Origin of the sequence: Nitrospira sp., assembly GCA_016873435.1 — a bacterium.
In the GTDB taxonomy this organism is placed as follows: Bacteria; Nitrospirota; Nitrospiria; order Nitrospirales; family Nitrospiraceae; genus VGXF01.
In genome coordinates this window covers 65,354-82,558 of record VGXF01000004.1, presented here as the reverse complement: position 1 = coordinate 82,558, position 17,205 = coordinate 65,354, and the positions used below count along the sequence as shown (strand labels likewise).

At 61.0% G+C, this 17,205-nt stretch carries 17 protein-coding genes and 1 tRNA gene; 4 read left to right on the top strand and 14 right to left on the bottom strand.

Annotation, left to right across the window (positions count from 1 at the left end):
• Positions 1-38: 38 nt before the first annotated feature.
• The 5 genes from pheT to FJ248_04115 are packed head-to-tail and all read right to left on the bottom strand — an operon-like array spanning position 39 to position 6,342.
• On the bottom strand, positions 39-1,739 hold the full coding sequence (gene pheT, locus FJ248_04135) for a phenylalanine--tRNA ligase subunit beta (GenBank protein MBM4120075.1): 1,701 nt from the start codon (positions 1,737-1,739) through the stop codon (positions 39-41).
• 1 nt (position 1,740) lies between these two features.
• A complete protein-coding gene (locus FJ248_04130) occupies positions 1,741-3,336 on the bottom strand; it encodes a phenylalanine--tRNA ligase subunit alpha (protein MBM4120074.1) in 1,596 nt (531 codons plus the stop codon).
• A complete protein-coding gene (locus FJ248_04125) occupies positions 3,309-4,004 on the bottom strand; it encodes a ribulose-phosphate 3-epimerase (protein MBM4120073.1) in 696 nt (231 codons plus the stop codon). Before FJ248_04125 ends, FJ248_04130 begins: the two co-directional genes overlap by 28 nt.
• Positions 4,004-5,611 carry a 16S rRNA (cytosine(967)-C(5))-methyltransferase RsmB gene (rsmB, locus tag FJ248_04120; GenBank protein MBM4120072.1) on the bottom strand — a complete coding sequence of 536 codons (1,608 nt, stop codon included), beginning with the start codon at positions 5,609-5,611 and terminating at the stop codon, positions 4,004-4,006. Before rsmB ends, FJ248_04125 begins: the two co-directional genes overlap by 1 nt.
• Complete coding sequence (locus tag FJ248_04115; GenBank protein ID MBM4120071.1) at positions 5,386-6,342, bottom strand: methionyl-tRNA formyltransferase; 957 nt, start codon at positions 6,340-6,342, stop codon at positions 5,386-5,388. Before FJ248_04115 ends, rsmB begins: the two co-directional genes overlap by 226 nt.
• Before the next feature lie 168 nt (positions 6,343-6,510).
• On the opposite strand from FJ248_04115, the gene FJ248_04110 reads away from it, so the two are divergent.
• Positions 6,511-6,587, top strand: a tRNA-Met gene (locus FJ248_04110).
• A 149-nt stretch (positions 6,588-6,736) separates the two neighbouring features.
• Here FJ248_04110 and FJ248_04105 read toward each other — a convergent pair.
• The 3 genes from FJ248_04105 to FJ248_04095 all read right to left on the bottom strand — a co-directional run bounded on the left by FJ248_04105 (position 6,737) and on the right by FJ248_04095 (position 9,314).
• A complete protein-coding gene (locus FJ248_04105; GenBank protein ID MBM4120070.1) occupies positions 6,737-7,573 on the bottom strand; it encodes a hypothetical protein in 837 nt (278 codons plus the stop codon).
• A 5-nt stretch (positions 7,574-7,578) separates the two neighbouring features.
• On the bottom strand, positions 7,579-8,004 hold the full coding sequence (locus tag FJ248_04100) for a DUF2726 domain-containing protein (GenBank protein ID MBM4120069.1): 426 nt from the start codon (positions 8,002-8,004) through the stop codon (positions 7,579-7,581).
• A 152-nt stretch (positions 8,005-8,156) separates the two neighbouring features.
• A complete protein-coding gene (locus FJ248_04095; protein MBM4120068.1) occupies positions 8,157-9,314 on the bottom strand; it encodes an anhydro-N-acetylmuramic acid kinase in 1,158 nt (385 codons plus the stop codon).
• A 185-nt stretch (positions 9,315-9,499) separates the two neighbouring features.
• Here FJ248_04095 and FJ248_04090 point away from each other — a divergent pair, with 185 nt between their 5' ends.
• Genes FJ248_04090 through FJ248_04080 form a run of 3 tightly spaced genes read left to right on the top strand, consistent with a single transcriptional unit; the run spans position 9,500 to position 12,013 of the window.
• Positions 9,500-10,396, top strand: a complete 897-nt coding sequence (locus tag FJ248_04090) for a zinc ABC transporter substrate-binding protein (GenBank protein ID MBM4120067.1) — start codon at positions 9,500-9,502, stop codon at positions 10,394-10,396.
• Between the two features lie 5 nt (positions 10,397-10,401).
• On the top strand, positions 10,402-11,184 hold the full coding sequence (locus FJ248_04085; protein ID MBM4120066.1) for a metal ABC transporter ATP-binding protein: 783 nt from the start codon (positions 10,402-10,404) through the stop codon (positions 11,182-11,184).
• 10 nt (positions 11,185-11,194) lie between these two features.
• On the top strand, positions 11,195-12,013 hold the full coding sequence (locus FJ248_04080) for a metal ABC transporter permease (GenBank protein MBM4120065.1): 819 nt from the start codon (positions 11,195-11,197) through the stop codon (positions 12,011-12,013).
• A gap of 21 nt (positions 12,014-12,034) precedes the next feature.
• On the opposite strand, the gene FJ248_04075 is transcribed toward FJ248_04080, so the two are convergent.
• The 6 genes from FJ248_04075 to atpD form a co-directional block, all read right to left on the bottom strand.
• Positions 12,035-12,448 carry a GNAT family N-acetyltransferase gene (locus tag FJ248_04075; protein MBM4120064.1) on the bottom strand — a complete coding sequence of 138 codons (414 nt, stop codon included), beginning with the start codon at positions 12,446-12,448 and terminating at the stop codon, positions 12,035-12,037.
• A 353-nt stretch (positions 12,449-12,801) separates the two neighbouring features.
• Positions 12,802-13,224, bottom strand: coding sequence for a hypothetical protein (locus FJ248_04070; GenBank protein ID MBM4120063.1), 423 nt, complete (start codon positions 13,222-13,224; stop codon positions 12,802-12,804).
• Between the two features lie 32 nt (positions 13,225-13,256).
• Positions 13,257-14,207: an RluA family pseudouridine synthase gene (locus FJ248_04065; protein MBM4120062.1), complete on the bottom strand. Its 951-nt coding sequence runs from the start codon at positions 14,205-14,207 to the stop codon at positions 13,257-13,259.
• Between the two features lie 31 nt (positions 14,208-14,238).
• Complete coding sequence (locus tag FJ248_04060) at positions 14,239-15,117, bottom strand: methyltransferase domain-containing protein (GenBank protein ID MBM4120061.1); 879 nt, start codon at positions 15,115-15,117, stop codon at positions 14,239-14,241.
• Positions 15,118-15,191: 74 nt separating this feature from the next.
• Positions 15,192-15,614: a F0F1 ATP synthase subunit epsilon gene (locus FJ248_04055; protein ID MBM4120060.1), complete on the bottom strand. Its 423-nt coding sequence runs from the start codon at positions 15,612-15,614 to the stop codon at positions 15,192-15,194.
• Between the two features lie 67 nt (positions 15,615-15,681).
• Complete coding sequence (atpD, locus tag FJ248_04050) at positions 15,682-17,127, bottom strand: F0F1 ATP synthase subunit beta (protein ID MBM4120059.1); 1,446 nt, start codon at positions 17,125-17,127, stop codon at positions 15,682-15,684.
• Positions 17,128-17,205 lie beyond the last annotated feature (78 nt).

Sequence of the window (17,205 nt, the reverse complement as noted above, 5' to 3'; positions counted from 1 at the left end):
GCATTCTCCATTCTCAACTCTTTAATTCTCAGCTCTGTTCACGGTTTTTCAGCTAGCGGGTCTACTTCCAGCTCAAAGGCCACGGCGGGCATCCCGCTCTGCCACTGTTCCAGCACTTCAGGATGCAGTTCGCCGATCACTCCAATAGCCCGTCCGCCAGACATGATCCGTCCCGCTCGTCCCTCCAGAAAAGATGGATGTGCGACCGGCTCCAGTGTGTAGGGATAGTCCAGATAGAACAGGAGCAGGTCCAGGCAGGAATGGATCTCTGAAAAGTTTGCGCCGGCGTGCGCGATGAGCCCTCCTAGGGCCATGACCGTGCGCGTGCCCTGTACGTCGGTCGGATCGTAGACGGCGATCTCGCCCACTTCGAAAAGCCGGTGCGGGTAGAAGACGCGTGTTGAGGCTGATTCCACGCGCAGCAGCGACGGCGTGATCCACTGCCGCAGGCAGGAGAAGCTCTGCGACATGGCGTTGTCCACTTCAACCAACTGGCTCCACTGCGTGGTGCCTAGCCGCATGCGGTCGCAGAGTTCCTGGCGCGAAGCCAGGATGTTCGAGATAACCTCCTGAAAGCCGAGCCCGACCATGAGATCGCGAATCCGATCCGAAATCTGCTCCACGCGCGAGAGGCCGCCGACGGTGAATTGCGACGGCATGACCGGCGCAAACTCCCCGTACCCCCGGCTGATCGCCACGTCCTCGACCACATCCACCGCATGCATCACGTCGTTGCGATAGGGCGGCAGCGTCACGGCGACGGCGCCCCGTTCAGGCGTGACGCGATATCCGTAGGCGGCCAGCGCGCGGGCGATGGGCATGGCGCCGAACGATTGCCCCAGTGCCGCCTCGATCGTTTTGACTGGAATCGTATGGCGCTTCGAGAAATCCAGCGGCGTCCGCACTATTTTTCCCATCGGCGTGGCATAGGGATAGGAGACCGCGATTGGTTCAATGGCCGCGCCGCGGTCGGCTAGATTCACAGCCAAAATATTGAGCGTCAGGATCACCATGGGCAGATCAGTGCCCGTCACCTCAACAAAGAGTGCGTCGTCGCCAACCCGCACTTCGCCGATCTCGCGGCTGTTGATCACTGGCGGCAGTGACAGGATCTGCCCTTCTTTATCCCGCAAGAGTGGCACGCGGGCATGCCCGGCAAGGATCGGTCCATATTCGACGCCCTTGGGATGCACCGAGAGAATCTCGGCCAGCGACATCGGTTCGTCGAAGCCAAGCGGCGTGAACTTGGCATCCTGGGGTTTTGCCAGCGTATAGGCGACTGGGAAGACGATGTTCGGCAGTTGGTATACGCCGATCGAAACAGTGCGTCGCTTGCGTCCGAAAATGTCGGCCAGCTTTTCCTGCATCTGGATCAACTGGGCGAGTCCTTCGACGGTCACGCGGTACCCGACGGCCGTGCATGCGGCCACGTAGGGCCGGATCTGGTCGAGCCCAGGAGATACCAGAAGCTGCTTCGTCGGTTTTTTCGACTTGAAGCAGGGATAGGTAGAGCCTTTGCCGGCCAACTTGATCCGGATCTGGCGCGCAATGCCCTCGCAGGACCATAGATCAGGACGATTGCTGTCTTGCAGTTCGATCCGCAGTTCATTCGTGGCGCTATCGTGATCCTTGAGCTCGCCCTTGACGAGCGGCAGCCAGGTCTCGACCTGGGCAGTCGTAACCGGCCCCTGATCGAGGAGCTGCGACAGATCCTTTAAATTGACGGAAATTGTCGGCATGTTAGAACCGTCCTCGCGTCGTGCGGATCATGTCCAGATCGCAGGAGAAGAGATCGCGGATATCGTGGATGCCCAGCGCCACCATCGCCATGCGGTCCAGGCCGAGCCCCCAGGCGATCACCGGCACAGTCACGCCAAGCGGCGTCGTGACTTCCGGCCGGAACAGGCCGGCACCGCCCAACTCCATCCAGCCCAGGCGCGGATGGCGGACGTGCAGCTCGACCGACGGCTCCGTGAACGGAAAGTAGGCCGGTAAAAATTTGATCTCCTTCGCCTGCGCCACCTCGCGCGCGAAGAGTTCAAGCAGACCCAGGAGTGTGCGGAAATTAATGTCCTTGCCAAGGACGATACCCTCAATTTGGAAAAAGTCGGTCGCGTGCGTCGCGTCCACTTGGTCATAGCGGAAGCAGCGCGCGATGGAAAAGTATTTTCCTGGCACGGCCGGGCCAGAGGCCAGCGTACGGGCTGACACCGCGGTGCCCTGACTTCGCAGTACTAGGCGCTTGGCGCGATCTTCGTTGAAGTCGTAGTTCCAGCCGGAGGAGCCGGTATGCCCGCCGTTGCGATGGGCTGCGGCCACGCGGGAGAAGAATGGCTCCGCGATGTCGGAGGCATGCGTCGGCTCCTTGACGAAGTAGACGTCGTGGATGTCCCGCGCTGGATGGAACTGTGGCATGAAGAGCGCATCCATATTCCAGAACTCGGTTTCCACCAGCGAGCCGCGCATCTCCTGGAAGCCCATACTGACTAGCTTCGTTTTGACGCGGTCGAGAAACTCGCGATAGGGATGCCGTTTGCCCGCTGCGATGCGCGGCGCCCGCAAGCTGATCGTGTATTTCCGAAATCGCTTCGTCCGCCAACTACCGTCCTTGAGAAGCTCCGGTGCGAGCTGGGAGACCTCGTCCGCCACGCCCTGCTGCACGAGCGCATCGGCGGCCCCACGTCCATTTTCAGTCAGCGCGAAGGTCCGCTCGACATGGTCATCGATCCGGAATGGCTCATTCGTATTGCCCCGCTTGACGGCGTACTGATTGACCACGCGCTGCATCGGTTCCGGCAAGTTTCGATAATCCTTTGAGGTCCCACAGAGCTGCTTCAACAGTTCGCGCAACGTTTCCGTTGAGGGGCTTGCGCTGCCCGTGGATTCGACAAATCCGCCCGGGACGATACGGATCGCTCCTTCTTTCTTAAGAGTGCCGATGGCGCTGCTGACGGCGGTTGGTTCCAGTTCCTCCTGCGTCTGCAAATCCTGAATGGTGAGGCGCTTGCCGGTCTCGCTGGTCTCTCGCAGGCGAGAGAGAATGCGCTCGATCGGTGCGGAGTTCTCGAAATAGTGTGTACCGGTTTTGGTCAGCGACACGATCGGGGTCGTGGTCTCCGACGCCACCTGGATCAGTGCTTTGGCCAGAAGCCACTCGACGGCCATGCTGAGCTGGGAGGGTTCGAGCCCCGCCACCTGGGCCATCTGCTCTTCCTTCAGCGGGCCGCGGGCGTGGGCTTCGCGGAGCCCTAGAAGGAATTTGATCTCAAGCGGGTGCAGGCTGCCGATGAGAGAGGCGATATCCACGGTCACCGCGTAGCGGCCGCTCGGGCGGATTGCGCCGAAGTGTTTCCGCCCTGCCGCAGGGCCTGGATTGTCGCGCCGTAATCCTTGCTGGAGAAAATCGTGGAACCGGAGACGAGAATGTCTGCGCCAGCCTGTACGATCTTCGCCGCATTCTCCACCTTCACGCCACCGTCGACTTCCAAGACGGCGCGGCTACCGGTGCGGGTGATCATGGCACGGGCCTGTGCAATTTTCTCCAGCGACGCGGGGATAAACGACTGGCCGCCGAAGCCCGGATTGACAGACATGATCAGGAGCAGATCCGCGTCCGGCAGGATTGCCTCGACGGATGACAGCGGGGTAGCCGGATTTAGCGTCACGCCGGCCTTGACCTTGCGTTCCTTGATGGACTGCACCGTCCGGTGCAGATGCGGGCAGGCTTCGACGTGGACGGTCAGATAGTCCGCCCCGGCGTCGGCGAATTCTCTAATATAGCCGTCAGCGTTCGTGATCATCAAATGGACGTCAAGCGGCAGCTTTGTCACTTTTCGAAGCGCTTCGACGATCGGGGGGCCGATCGTCAGGTTCGGGACGAAATGACCGTCCATGACGTCCACGTGCAGCCAGTCCGCGCCGCCGGCTTCAACGCGTGCGACTTCATCGGCCAAACGGGCAAAATCAGCCGAGAGGATGGACGGCGCGATTCGAACGGTCGACATCACGATGCCTTTCGCAACCTGGCCGCAAAGAACAGATCCATGGACTGGTCGTTCGACATGGTGGATAGATCGCCCTGGATGGTCACAAAGGAGGAGCCGGAGGGGGGCAGCCACGGCGCGATGGATTCACGGTGAAAGTCCTGGTGCTCCCGGCAGAACTGGTCAATCACCTGTTCGTTTTCTTCCGGCTCGCTCGAGCACGTACTATAGACGAGGACCCCGCCGGGTCGCAAGAGACGGGAGACTTGATCGAGGGTCTGTCGTTGTATTGCGGGATGCCGCGCCAGCGATGCGGCCTCCTTCCGCCACTTGGCTTCCGGATGGCGCCGCAGCACGCCGAGTCCGCTGCACGGGGCGTCCACAAGAATGCGGTCGAAGTGGCGGTCGCGCGCTGTCGATGAAAATGGTGCGGTCGCATCGGCGCGGATCGGGTGCACGATCGTGATACCCAGCCGACGGCAATTCTCTCCCACGAATTTCAATCGCGCGGCGCTCCGGTCGAGCGCGATGATTTCCCCTTGGTTCTCCATGCGTGCGGCCAGATGCGTCGTTTTACCTCCCGGCGCGGCGCAGGCATCTAGCACTAATTCACCCGGCTGCGGATCGAGCAGCAACGGAATGAGTTGTGCCGCCTCGTCCTCGACATAAAATAGTCCTTCGTGGAACAACGGAATCTCCTCGATGGAGCCGCATTTCTCCAGCACAAGCCCGACCGGACTGACGGCCGTCGACCGTGCCTGATAGCCGAGCTCGGCGAGCCCGGCCTGCAGCACATCGCGCGAGATACGCAGGGTGTTGGCGCGGATCGTTAGAGGCGGAACCGTCGTGGTAGCTTCACACAGCGCCGCCGCGCGCTCCGTTCCGAATCGCGCAATCCATCGTTCCGTCAGCCAGGGTGGGCAGGAATGACGGATCGAGAGCGAAGGGACCGGTCCATCAGCGGGTTCTTCAGGTATATCGGTGCGAATCAAGGCCCGCAACACCGCATTGACGAAACCGGTCCAGTAGCCGGGTGCGGTCCGGCCTGTTTTAACCAGTGAGACGGATTCGTTGACAGCCGCTGAGGGGGGAATTTTGTGTAGACATAATAATTGATACGCGCCTAGGCGGAGCACGGTCCGGATGTGGGCCGGCAGTTTGGCCATCGGTTTGCTCGCCACCTGATCAAGTCGCCAGTCCAGACGGCTTCGGTGGCGTAGTACGCCGTAGATCAGTTCCTGCGCGAGGGCCCGGTCGCGGGCTTCGAGCGGAAACCGGCGAAGCTGCTCGTCAAGCGTTTCATTGGCTGCGGTCTCGTGCTGCTCGACATCGAGCAGCACGCGCTGGGCCAGCGTTCTCGCCGTGGCCCGGCGAGGCGGTTTATTAGAAGGTTGATGTGTCGTCACTCGTTGGTTGCCGGGGCCAGCCCGGCGCCCAGCACGAGACCGGGTGGGATCGGGTGTCCAGCCAGATACTGCGCGGCGGTCATTTTGCGGCTGTTGGCGGGCTGTAATTCTGTGAGTACCAGCAGGTCCTTGCCGGTCGTGACAAGGATTGCATCTTTGGTGGTACTGTGCACGGTCCCGGGTGTTCCGCCCCCGGACTGCTCCATCACCGAGGCTCGCCAAATTGCCCAGCGTTCGTTCTTCGCAAAAGTATAGGCGCCGGGCCAAGGTGTGAGGCCACGGATGCGGTTGACGAGATCAACAGCCGATTGCGTCCAGTCAAGGAGGCCATCCTCCTTTTGGAGCAGCGGGGCCATTGTGGCGCGGCTATGATCCTGGGGCTTAGGCGCTACAGTCCCGTCCAGCAGTCCCGCGATCGTCGTGACCAGCAGCCGTCCGCCCACCTCGGCCAGCCTGGTTGAGAGCGTGCCGGCAGTATCGACCGGCGTGATAGGTAGTGTCTCCTGTAAGAGCATCGCACCCGTGTCCATGCCCTCGTCCATTAGCATGGTCGTGATGCCGGTTTCATGCTCGCCCTTGATGATGGCCCATTGAATGGGGCCTGCGCCTCGGTATTTCGGCAGCAGTGAGCCGTGGACGTTCATGCAGCCTTTCGGTGGCAGGTCGAGCACGACTTTTGGAAGAATGCGCCCGAACGCCGTGACGGCGATCAAGTCTGGTTTCCAAGCAGCCAGTGCCTCCAGAAACGCCGGATCTTTCATCTTCAGTGGTTGCAGGATCGGGACCCCGCGCTCCAGCGCCAATTGCTTAATCGGCGAGGTGGCTAGTTCCTGCCCGCGGCCCTTCGGCCGGTCCGGTTGTGTGACGACCCCAACCACATCGTGAGGCGAGTCCAACAGGGCGTTCAATGAGGGGATGGCAAACTCCGGCGTGCCCATGAACACAATACGCATGGGGCTGTGGTAGCACGCGGTCGGAGGGAAATCAACCGATCAGGGCAGGAGAGGCTGACAGCAAGCAGCGCATAGCTCCGAAATTGTTTCGGTTCTCCGCCATTGTCTATTCACTATTTGCGGGTAGTTGCCTTGACGCAACTCGCGCCGTCTGTGTTAGTATCCGCCTGCGGGGTGGAGCAGTCCGGTAGCTCGTTGGGCTCATAACCCAAAGGTCGAAGGTTCAAATCCTTCCCCCGCAACCAAATTGTTTTGCCTGTATTTCTGCCCCGTTAGCGGTGCGCTTCTGGAGCGCGGCGTAGTTTCCTTGAGGCTCCGCCGGTAGGTTAATAATCTCGCCGGCTCCCACCCGAACATGCAGGCTCAGGCTGCGGAGTCCATCTTTTTCAACCCGCTAGCGTCCGATTTCACCGAGGGGCTGCTCCGTGACCTGCACGTCCCCGCGTGGATTGGACGCCAGTTCGTTGTGGGTTCCAAGCTTCTCCCGGGCCGGAGAGGTCTGGCATTCGGGCGTGGTCACCAACCCCCAGTAGTGATTGTCCCGGCAGATGTTGTTCAGCATCATCGCCTCCGCTTGATGGAATAGCAGCATCCCGCTCAGCATGTTCCGCTCGCAGCAGTTCCGCACAAGATCCGGGTGCGACCCGGGGTCGCGCACCGCGATTCCGAAATGGTGATTGCCGTAGCAGCGGTTCTGCGCCACGTAGGGCTTGGCCCCGCCGAACACGAAAATGCCTGACTCCCGGTTGAAGCAGACGTCGTTGTCCATGAACGAGGGCCGGCAGTTCGGTCCGTAGATCACGACGCCCGACAGGAGGCCCTCCATCGCGCGGCAGTTCGTGATCGTGCAGGTGGAATCCAGGATATTCATGGCAGAGTGCTGGTCGCTGCCGACATAGCGGAAGGTCATGCCGCTGATGCGCCCGCCCGTCACGCGCTGTAAGTACAGCGGCCCGCTGCGCCGAGAGAAAATCTGCACGTGTTCGCGACCCGCACCCACCAGCAAGACCGGCCGTTCGGTAACAAAGACCTTGTCTTCATAGGTGCCGGGGCGGACGAAAATCTGGTCATCGTCCCGCGCGTCTTTGAGCGCGGCGCTGGGCCGCACATAGGCTCCGGGGTCGCTTGCATCCACGATCAGCGTGCGTCCCCCGGCCGGATTGGGCGGCGGCTCGTGCAGCGGTGGTTCAGATACTTCGTGTTTGAGATACGGAAGATCGCTCGGTGCCATTGGACCTAGTCCCCAAGGCCCAGCGCGGTGGCCAGTGTTGGGCACGTATAGGTACCGGGATTCTGCAGTCGCACCAGCGCAATGCCGGCTTCCGTAAAAATCCCGTCGATCAGCTTGTTCCGGTCCTCCTTCTGCGCCGCTGGAACAGCCGGGTCGTCCAGTTCGATGATTTTCTCCGTGGCCAGCGTGCCCGGATGGACGAGCACGAAGTCCACGCGCCGCAGGGCGATCGTGTTGAAAAAAGCCGCGCGGGCGTGAGGGGTCTTGGCCTGCACGTCCACGAGGCACCAGACCGGCACTTGTGCAAAGACCAGATACTGGTCCTGCACGGTTAGGCGTAGCAGATTGTAAAAGACCACCTCATCCTTGGTCAGCAGCGGTTGGGCGTGCAGCGAAACCTGAAATGCGCTCACAATATCCCTCGAATCGATGCCCCCAGCATTATTTCACGGGCGCACAACGTCCATCTTCTATGACCACCGCGCGTTGGACGGACTCTCCGTACTTCGGGCACAGTCAGAGGCGGCGGTCCGATCAAAAGAGCCGCGGGCACTGTCGTCCAAACCGGTGTAGCGGGCATGGATCAGGGCATCCTGCGGCCCGGCACGATGGTGCCGAGAATGACCGGGTGGTTGGCGCCGGTAACGGAGGGCACGTTGGCCGGCTCGCCGCGAAACATTTGATGGGCCAGCACGGCGAAGGCCACAGCTTCAAAGGCCGTGCTGTTCCAGCCAGCAGCCTCGAGTGTGCGCACAGGCACCGGTGAAAAGACCGAGGACAAATTACTCATGAGTGTGCGGTTGCGGACGCCGCCGCCCCCGATCATCACGTCGTCCACCGGACCCGGGAGCCACTTGCGTGCGCTGCCGATCGTAATCGCCGTGAACAGCGCCGCGGTGGCGAGCAGGTCTTCGGGTTTGAGCCGGTGCGCTTTCCGGGCGTCGAGTAGTTGCTCCACAAAGCACACACCAAATTCTTCCCGGCCAGTGGACTTCGGCGGCTTACGCTGGAGAAAGGGATGCGCGAGGAGCTTGGCCAGTAGGCCGATGGCTGCCTTCCCCTTCGCAGCTAGCCGACCGTTTTTGTCCATGGTCTCCTTGCCCTTGGTCAGTCGCTGCATCAGCCCGTCCATCACCATGTTGCCCGGTCCCGTATCGAAGGCCAGCACGCCGTCGATCCCTTTGCCAGCCGGCAGATAGGTGACGTTGCCGATGCCACCGAGATTGACGATGAGGCGAGACCGTTTCTTGTCGCGCAGAAGGACATGATGGACATAGGGCGTCAGCGGGGCGCCCTCGCCGCCCGCCGCCAGGTCTCGCGGACGAAAGTTCGCAATGGTTGTGACGTCGGTACGCTCGGCAATAATCGCCGGCTCTGCGATCTGCAAGGTGGATCGGATGGTGCCGATCCCCGGTTCTCCCACCGGCTGCGGCATATGATGGACGGTCTGGCCATGCGAGCCGATCAGGTCGACCTTGGCCGGCTCGAGCCCTGCTTGCTTGATGACGCGTAGGGCAGCTTTGGCGAACCATTCGCCAAGGACGGCATTTAAGTGGCAGATATCGGCGACGGTGCCCTTGGTGGAAGCCGCGAGGATGCGCTGCTGCAGTTCTGGCGGATAGACGGTGGAGACGAAGGCCAGCAGTTTGACTTTGAGATCATGGCCCGCTCCACGGATGTCCACGAGGGCGGCGTCCACGCCGTCTCCCGAGGTGCCCGACATCAAGCCGACAACGCGCATATGCAAATGACTACGGGGTGATGGTCGCTGGTGTATGGGCAAGGCCGATGGCGGTTCGTTTTATCAGCCAGCGGCTATGAATCATAGGATGACGTTCTCACACCGTACGCGCTACGCTATCCGAACCGTCGGAGGCGGTCAAGTGAGGTTTGACTTTGACGGAAATCGGGTGCTACGGTCCGCGCATGTCTGGCCGGAGCATCCTGTTCATCGCGGCGCTGTGCGGCGCCGTGCTTGCCGGCCCCGCTCTTGCCTCGACACCGCTGACGGTCGTCGTGACGATTCCGGTCCTGAAGGATTTCGTCGAACAGGTCGGCGGCACGCACGTCCGCGTCGTCTCGCTCCTGTCGGGGCAAGAGAACGAGCATACCTATTCGCCTAAGCCGAGCGATCTCCTCGCCGTGCGCAAGGCCTGGGTCTTTGTCGAAGTCGGCATGGGACTGGAGGCCTGGGTTGGTCCGCTAATCCGCAACGCGGGTAACGCGGGTCTGCGCGTGGTCACCACGTCTGAACAGATCCCGCGCCTCGCCGATCACCCTGCTGGATCGGATTCGCACAGTCATGGCGACGGCAACCCGCACATCTGGCTCGATCCAAACAATGCGAAGCTGATGGTGGGGCGGATCACGGAAGCGTTGGCGGCCGTCGATCCGGCACATGCTGGAGAATACAGTGCCAACGCGGCCCGCTATCGCCGGGAAATCAGCCAGCTGGAAACCGAACTGATGGACATGTTGCGGGGGGCGCCCGAACGCCGGATTGTTGTCCACCATCCGGCGTGGCCCTATTTCGCCAGGCGATTCGGCTTTGATATCGCCGGAGAAATCGTCACGCAGTCGGGCGCCGAACCCTCGGCACGCCATCTCCAGGAACTGGCCAGGAAGATCAGGTCCGATCATATCCGCGTAATCGTCTCGGAGCCGCAGCTCAATCAAAAATTGCCGCGTATTTTGGCCCGGGAATCCGGCGCACAGCTGGTGGTGCTGACGGCCATCCCGGGTGGCGTCCCGGGCACTAGCACCTATCTCGATATGCTTCGTTATGATGTGGCGCAATTGGTGCAGGCGCTCCGCATCCCCTGACCACCATGGCCAAATCCATTATCAAATTCGAGCAGGCCACCTTCGGATTTCCAGGCGTGGTGGCGCTGCACGACATTTCGCTGGATATCGCCGAGGGCGAGTTTGTTGGCGTCATCGGTCCGAACGGTTCTGGCAAAACCACGCTCTGCCGTGCCATTTTGGGACTCCTGCCCCCCGTGTCTGGCCATCTGCAAATTTTCGATTGCGCCTGCGAGAAACTGCGGTGCCACCACCGGGCGCGCATTGGGTATCTACCGCAGACGGAATCGCTGGATAGGAACTTCCCCATCACGGTGCTGGAGGCGGTCACGATGGGCCGCTACGGGGCACTGGGGCTGTTTGCTCGGGCTTCAAAAAAAGACCGCGAGATCGCCCTGCGGGCGCTGAAAAACGTCGGCATGCAGGACCGTGCGGGCACGGCGCTGGGACACCTCTCGGGCGGCCAGCAACAGCGGGTGTTTATCGCGCGGGCCCTGGCGCAGCAGCCGCAAGTGCTCCTGCTCGACGAGCCGACCACCGGCATCGACATCACAACACAGTACAGCGTCCTGGATCTGATCCAGCAGCTCCATCGTGACCTGGGGCTGACCGTGCTGCTGGTCACCCACGACATCAATATGATCCGTGAGCGCGTCAACCGGCTCGTGCTGCTGAAAAACAGACTGGCGGCGGCCGGTCCTCCCAAGGAGGTTCTGCGACCGGAAATTCTGCGAGATGTCTACGGCAAGGACCTCGTCATCACGGAAAAGGATCTCGTCACGGTCGCAGACTATCACCACCATCACTAATGCGGCATTGATGCTGGAAATACTCACATACGATTTCATGCAGCGGTCGCTGGTAGCGGCCATCTTGGTTGGTGCGGTTTGCTCCGCGATCGGTGTCTTCGTCGTGCTGCGGGGGCTCGCCTTCGTGGGCGCGGGCACGGCGCACGCCGCCTTCGCTGGCGTGGCGTTGGCCTATCTCATGGGCTGGCCTCCGCTGGCGGTGGCGATCCTCTTCGGGCTGGCGACTGTCTGGATCACGGGCCTGCTGGAAGAGCGGGGACAGATGAAACTCGACGTCTCGATTGGTATTTTCTACACGGCAACAATGGCGCTGGCGATCCTGTTTCTTGGCCTGATGAAAAGCTACAACGCTGAGGTCTATGGCTACCTGTTCGGCAGCGTGCTGTCGGTAACCCCGGATGAATTGCGCGTCATTGCCGCATTGGGAGTTTGTGTCATGGGCATACTGATACTGTTTTCCAAGGAGCTCTACTTTATTGCTTTCAATCAGGAGATGGCTGAAGCGTCCGGCGTGCCGGCACGGAGGATCTTTTATCTGTTGCTCACACTGGTGGCGGTGACGGTGGTGGTGTCACTCAAAACGGTAGGGGCCCTTCTCGTCTACGCGATGGTGTTGATTCCCGCGTCGACAGCCTACCAGCTTACGAACAGTCTTTCACAAATGACGCTGCTCTCGGTCGTCATTGGGATGCTCTGCGCGACCGGCGGCGTGGTGCTCTCGGCGGCATTTGATCTGCCGTCCGGCCCCGCGATCGTCTTATTGGCCACAGCAGTGTTTATCCTCTCCGTGCTGTTCTCGCCTAAGCGCTTCGCGTGCGGGGCCGCCTAGTTCTTCGTCGCCAGGAGGAGATTACTTCGGTGGTTGATGTGTCTGGCGATCCCAAACCATGCCGGTTTGTTCTTTTGAGCTAAAGCCGAGCTTCTCGTAGAAGGTCTGCTTGTCGCGCGTGCAGAGCCAGAATTTTTCCACGCGGGCGAGTTTCGGATGCTGCAGAATCCTTTCCATGATCAGGGTGCCGATGTCCTGGCCTTGGTATTCCGTGTCCACGACGACGTCCCAGATGGAGGCCCGGTAGACATAATCCGTGAGCACGCGTCCGAAACCGATCAGCCGCGGGCCGTCCCACACGGAAATGGCCAGGTCCGAATGCGAGAGCATGGCCATGATGTCATCCGTTTTACGAGTCTCGGCCCAGGGGGCGCAGCGGTAGAGGGCGACGAGATGGGCGGGGGCGAAGTCTGTGCGTTCGGAGAAAGTGAGCATGCTCTTGAGAGCGGCCGCTTCCTTATATTATGGTAATCCCCGCTGATGCAAGACCAAAATCAATGATGAGGGTGAACGACATGACGAAGGTTCGGAATTGTCCGCGCTGCTTCAAGCTGATGTGGATAAATAGCAAGGATATGGAAGTGCTCGATGAGACGACAGTTCGCACGAAATGTCCGCATTGTCACGAGCTCGTGCGTGTGAAGCTGGTGACCCAGGGCGCCAACGCGGCCGGCCCGAAGATGGGCCATTAGTTGCAATGTCCAATTTTCAAGGATGAATGTTGGATTGAACCTCCCGGCAGTGTCTGCCAGTTAACATTCAACATTTGGCATTGAACATTGGTGCGGCTACAGCCCGCGCCCGGCCCCCTCCAGTTCAGGTTTATTGCCCGGTAAAATCTTATGTAGCGCGGCGCGGTAGTCGGCGATCCGTTTCTCATCCGACTGGTTGACCGCGAGTTGCTTGTCGCGCTTCAGCACGTCCAGATGATCGAGCACGGCCAGCAGCGGCTGAACGGCGCTCAGTAACTTGCCTGCCTCGAATGATTCCAGGGATTCGATCAGCGGCTCGTTGAATTTCCGAAAGACGGAACTGCCGCTCTGCGTGCGAAACCGCGCGATGGCCTGTTCGTACGCGTCAATGGCTTCGATCGTTGGCTTGATGCCGCCCGGCACAGCGGCCAACGGCACCCGCTCCGGCAGCTTCGAGGCATATTGCTTGAGCGTGGCGATCAAATTGCCGAGGAGATCGAGTCCTTCTGTCAGTTCCATGTCGTGAGAGATACGCCGCCGGTGGAAACCTGTCAAGACGTGCGCGTGGTCCCGCGGAGCGCCGTGAGGATTGTCTCCATGTCGAGCGGCAGCGGAGAAGTCCATTCCATCTGTTTCCCAGTCACCGGATGTTGGAAACCGAGGGTTTTGGCGTGCAGCATCACGCGCGGGATTTCGAGATGTTCGAGCGCCTTCACCTTGCGGCCGCCGTAGGTCGGGTCGCCGAGCAGCGGATGGCCGATGGAGGTCATGTGCACGCGCAACTGATGCGTGCGGCCGGTTTTGGGAAAGAGATCCACGCGCGCAGCCAGCGTGGCGAACCGCTCGACGACCTTGTATTCCGTGACGGAGGGCTTGGGGCGCGCCGTCCTCTCAGAAAACTTTGTTCGCTCCTTTGTATCGCGTCCGATGGCAAGTTCGATTAGCCCGTGTCCTTTTTTCGGGACGCCCCAGACCAGTGCCTCATACCTGCGCGTGATCGTGTGGTCCTTGAACTGCGCAGCGAGTCCGCGATGGGCCTTGTCCGTTTTGGCGATGACCATGACGCCGGAGGTGTCCTTGTCCAACCGGTGGACCAATCCTGGCCGTTCTTTGCCGCCGACGGTCGAGAGTGAGCCACCTGGTCGCTCGAAGTGGTGCAGCAACGCATTGACCAGCGTGCCGGACCAATGACCAGGGGCCGGATGCACGACGAGCCCGGCCGGTTTGTTCAGGACAACTAGCGATTCGTCTTCGTGAAGGATATCGAGCGGGATCGACTCACCCTTGAGCGTCAGCGGCTCGGCCTTGGGCGTATCCATTGTAATGTGGTCACCCGGTTTGATCTTCTGGCTCGGCTTGACCTTTTCTCCATTGACCTGGATTCGGCCCAATTCGATGAAGCGCTGAATGGCGGAACGCGAGAGGTCCGGCTCACGGTTGGCCAGAAACACGTCGAGCCGCTTCGGTTTTTCGCCAGCGGTGATGAGAAATTCCGTAATCATGTCGCGTGCGGTCGGAGCGAAACGAAGCGGATCAGCGGGCTGCGGCGCGTCCCAGCACGAGAAAGAGATAGCGGTAATGGCTGGCGAAGACGGCCGGCTCGAAGCGGCCGATCAGTTGCGGCAGCAGCTTTCGCTCCAGCGCGCGCGTCATCCAGGGCAGGCAGAGTCGAAACAGGCGCGGGCGCTTTTGCGCGAATTTTGACAGCACCAGTCCGGCCAGCGGCAGATAGAGCCCGCAGAGAATTTCCTGCGCCATCGTCAGTGTGGGCAGGATGTTTTGTGTAATGTCGCGTTCGCTCAGCACGGTCCACCCCTGCGCCTGCGCCTGGGCGCGGAACGCGGCTTCCAAATGGTCGTGCCCACGGCTCGGGGGCGCCGAGTCCTGCGCGAACCAGTCGCCGATGATGATCCGGCCCTGAGGGCTCAGCAGCCGTTCGAACAGTGGGAGCACCTGCTTAAGCGGCATATAGCGGAAACTTTCCGAGAAGACCAGGACATCGTACCCGCCGGCCGCAAGCGACGGGCCAATGTCCTGAAGCCGCCCCTGCTTCACGGTAACGGCGGGATATCGTTTCGCAATATGTTCGGCTTGCACGGACGACGGCGTGATCGCGGTGACGGTGTGACCGCGCACGGTCATCTCGTGAGCCAGGCGGCCCATGCCGGCACCGACATCCAGCACCTGGTGACGGCCGGGCGGCAAGTAGGCGAGAAATTCGTCCGCGAACCGTTCCTGGGCCTGCGCGAAACGCGCCAGCAGACCGACTTCCCGCGCCTGCTCCGTCGGCCAGAAGCCGAAATGCAGATACCCCGACTTGAGCACGTTGTCGTACATCAGGTGCATGGGGTCGAGTGCGGCGTGATGCTTAGCGAGGTCGTGTAGGTATTGCGGAAATTCCGTTGGCTGCATGGGGCTCCGGAAGGTGTTTAAAACGCTGTTACTCTACAGGAACGGACGGAGGGAACAAAGCGATTTGTGACCGGTCAGTGGCGGGCGGCGCTGCGCGCGCGTTCGGCGAGTTTCTGGCGGAGACGGGCTTTTTCGAGACTGATCTGGGCGTCTTTGACGTCGGACGGCAGGCCGCCGGTCTTCAGGCGCTGCTCGGCGTCGGCGACTTTCTGCGCCGCGCGCTCCACGTTGATATCCTCAGCCTTCTCGGCGACCTCGGCGAGGATCGTGACCTTCGTTTGATTCACCTCAGCATAGCCCCACAGGACGGACATGTAGTGCCAGACGTTATCCATCTTGTATTGCAGCTCGCCGATCTTGAGCGAGGTCAGAAATGGCGCATGTCCCGGGAGGACGCCAAATTCGCCGTCCACGCCAGGCGCAATGACCTCGTCCACCTGTTTGCTGAGCAGCAGGTGCTCGGGGGTCACGACTTCTAACAGAATCTTGCCAGCCATCTTTTCTCGTGAAATGTTAAACGTGAGACGCTCTCGCGGTGACGTCGTCACCGGTTAGGTTGCACGTCTAACGTTTGACGCCAAGCTTTTCCGCCTTCTGGATGACTTCCTCGATCGAGCCCACCATGTAGAAGGCCTGCTCGGGCAGATCGTCATACTTGCCCTCAAGGATGTCCTTGAAGCTGCGGACCGTGTCCTTGAGCTTCACGTACTTGCCCGGCGAGCCGGTGAAGGCCTCAGCGACATGGAACGGCTGCGAGAGGAAGCGCTGAATCTTCCGCGCGCGCGCCACGACGCGCTTGTCGTCTTCCGACAGTTCATCCATCCCAAGAATCGCGATAATGTCTTGTAGGTCCTTGTAGCGCTGGAGCACGGACTGCACGCCGCGCGCGACCTTGTAATGTTCTTCGCCCACGACCTGCGGATCGAGAATGCGCGATGTGGAGTCCAGTGGGTCCACGGCCGGATAAATCCCCAACTCGGCGAGTTGGCGCGAGAGTACGGTCGTTGCGTCCAAGTGCGCGAAAGCCGTGGCCGGCGCCGGATCGGTCAGGTCATCGGCGGGCACATAAATGGCTTGCACCGACGTGATCGAGCCGCGCTTGGTGGAGGTGATGCGCTCCTGTAAGGCGCCCATCTCGGTGCCGAGGTTCGGCTGGTAGCCGACCGCCGAGGGCATGCGGCCCAGCAACGCCGACACTTCCGAGCCCGCCTGCGTGAATCGGAAGATGTTGTCCACGAATAGCAATACGTCCTGGTTCTCCTCGTCGCGAAAATATTCTGCGACCGCGAGGCCTGTGAGCGCCACGCGAAGACGCGCGCCCGGCGGCTCGTTCATCTGCCCGTAGACGAGCGCGGCCTTAGATTTGGTGAAGTCCTTGGGATCGATAACCTTCGAGTCCCGCATTTCGTGCCAGAGATCGTTGCCCTCGCGCGTCCGCTCGCCCACGCCCGCGAACACCGAGAAGCCGCCGTGGTGGAGCGCGATGTTGTTGATGAGCTCCATGATGATTACGGTCTTGCCGACCCCTGCGCCGCCGAAGAGACCGACCTTGCCGCCCTTCGAATAGGGTTCCAGCAGATCCACGACCTTGATCCCGGTCTCGAGTACCTCAGTCTTGGTCTCCTGCTCGTCCAGCTTCGGCGCCGGGCGGTGGATCGGATACTTCTTCTTGGCATTCAGTGGGCCCATTTCGTCCACCGGCTCGCCGAGCACGTTGATGAGGCGGCCCAGGGTTTCACGTCCGACTGGCACCGAAATGGGAGCGCCCGTATCCTTGACGTTCATTCCGCGGACGACGCCGTCTGTGGAGGTCATGGCGACCGCGCGGACGCGGTTTTCGCCAAGGTGCTGCGCGACCTCGAGCGTCAGCTGAATCGCCGGCCGCCCGGCCTTCGTGTCCTCGGCCTCCTCGATCCGCAGCGCATTATAGATGTTCGGCAGCTGGCCGGGTGGAAATTGCGCGTCCACGACCGGGCCGATGATCTGGAGAACTTTGCCCGCTGTGCTCATCAGTCACCTTTTGTGTAATGTTGAATTTTCACTGTTGAATGTTGCATTGGTCGCATTCGATCTTCTGAAAATTGAACG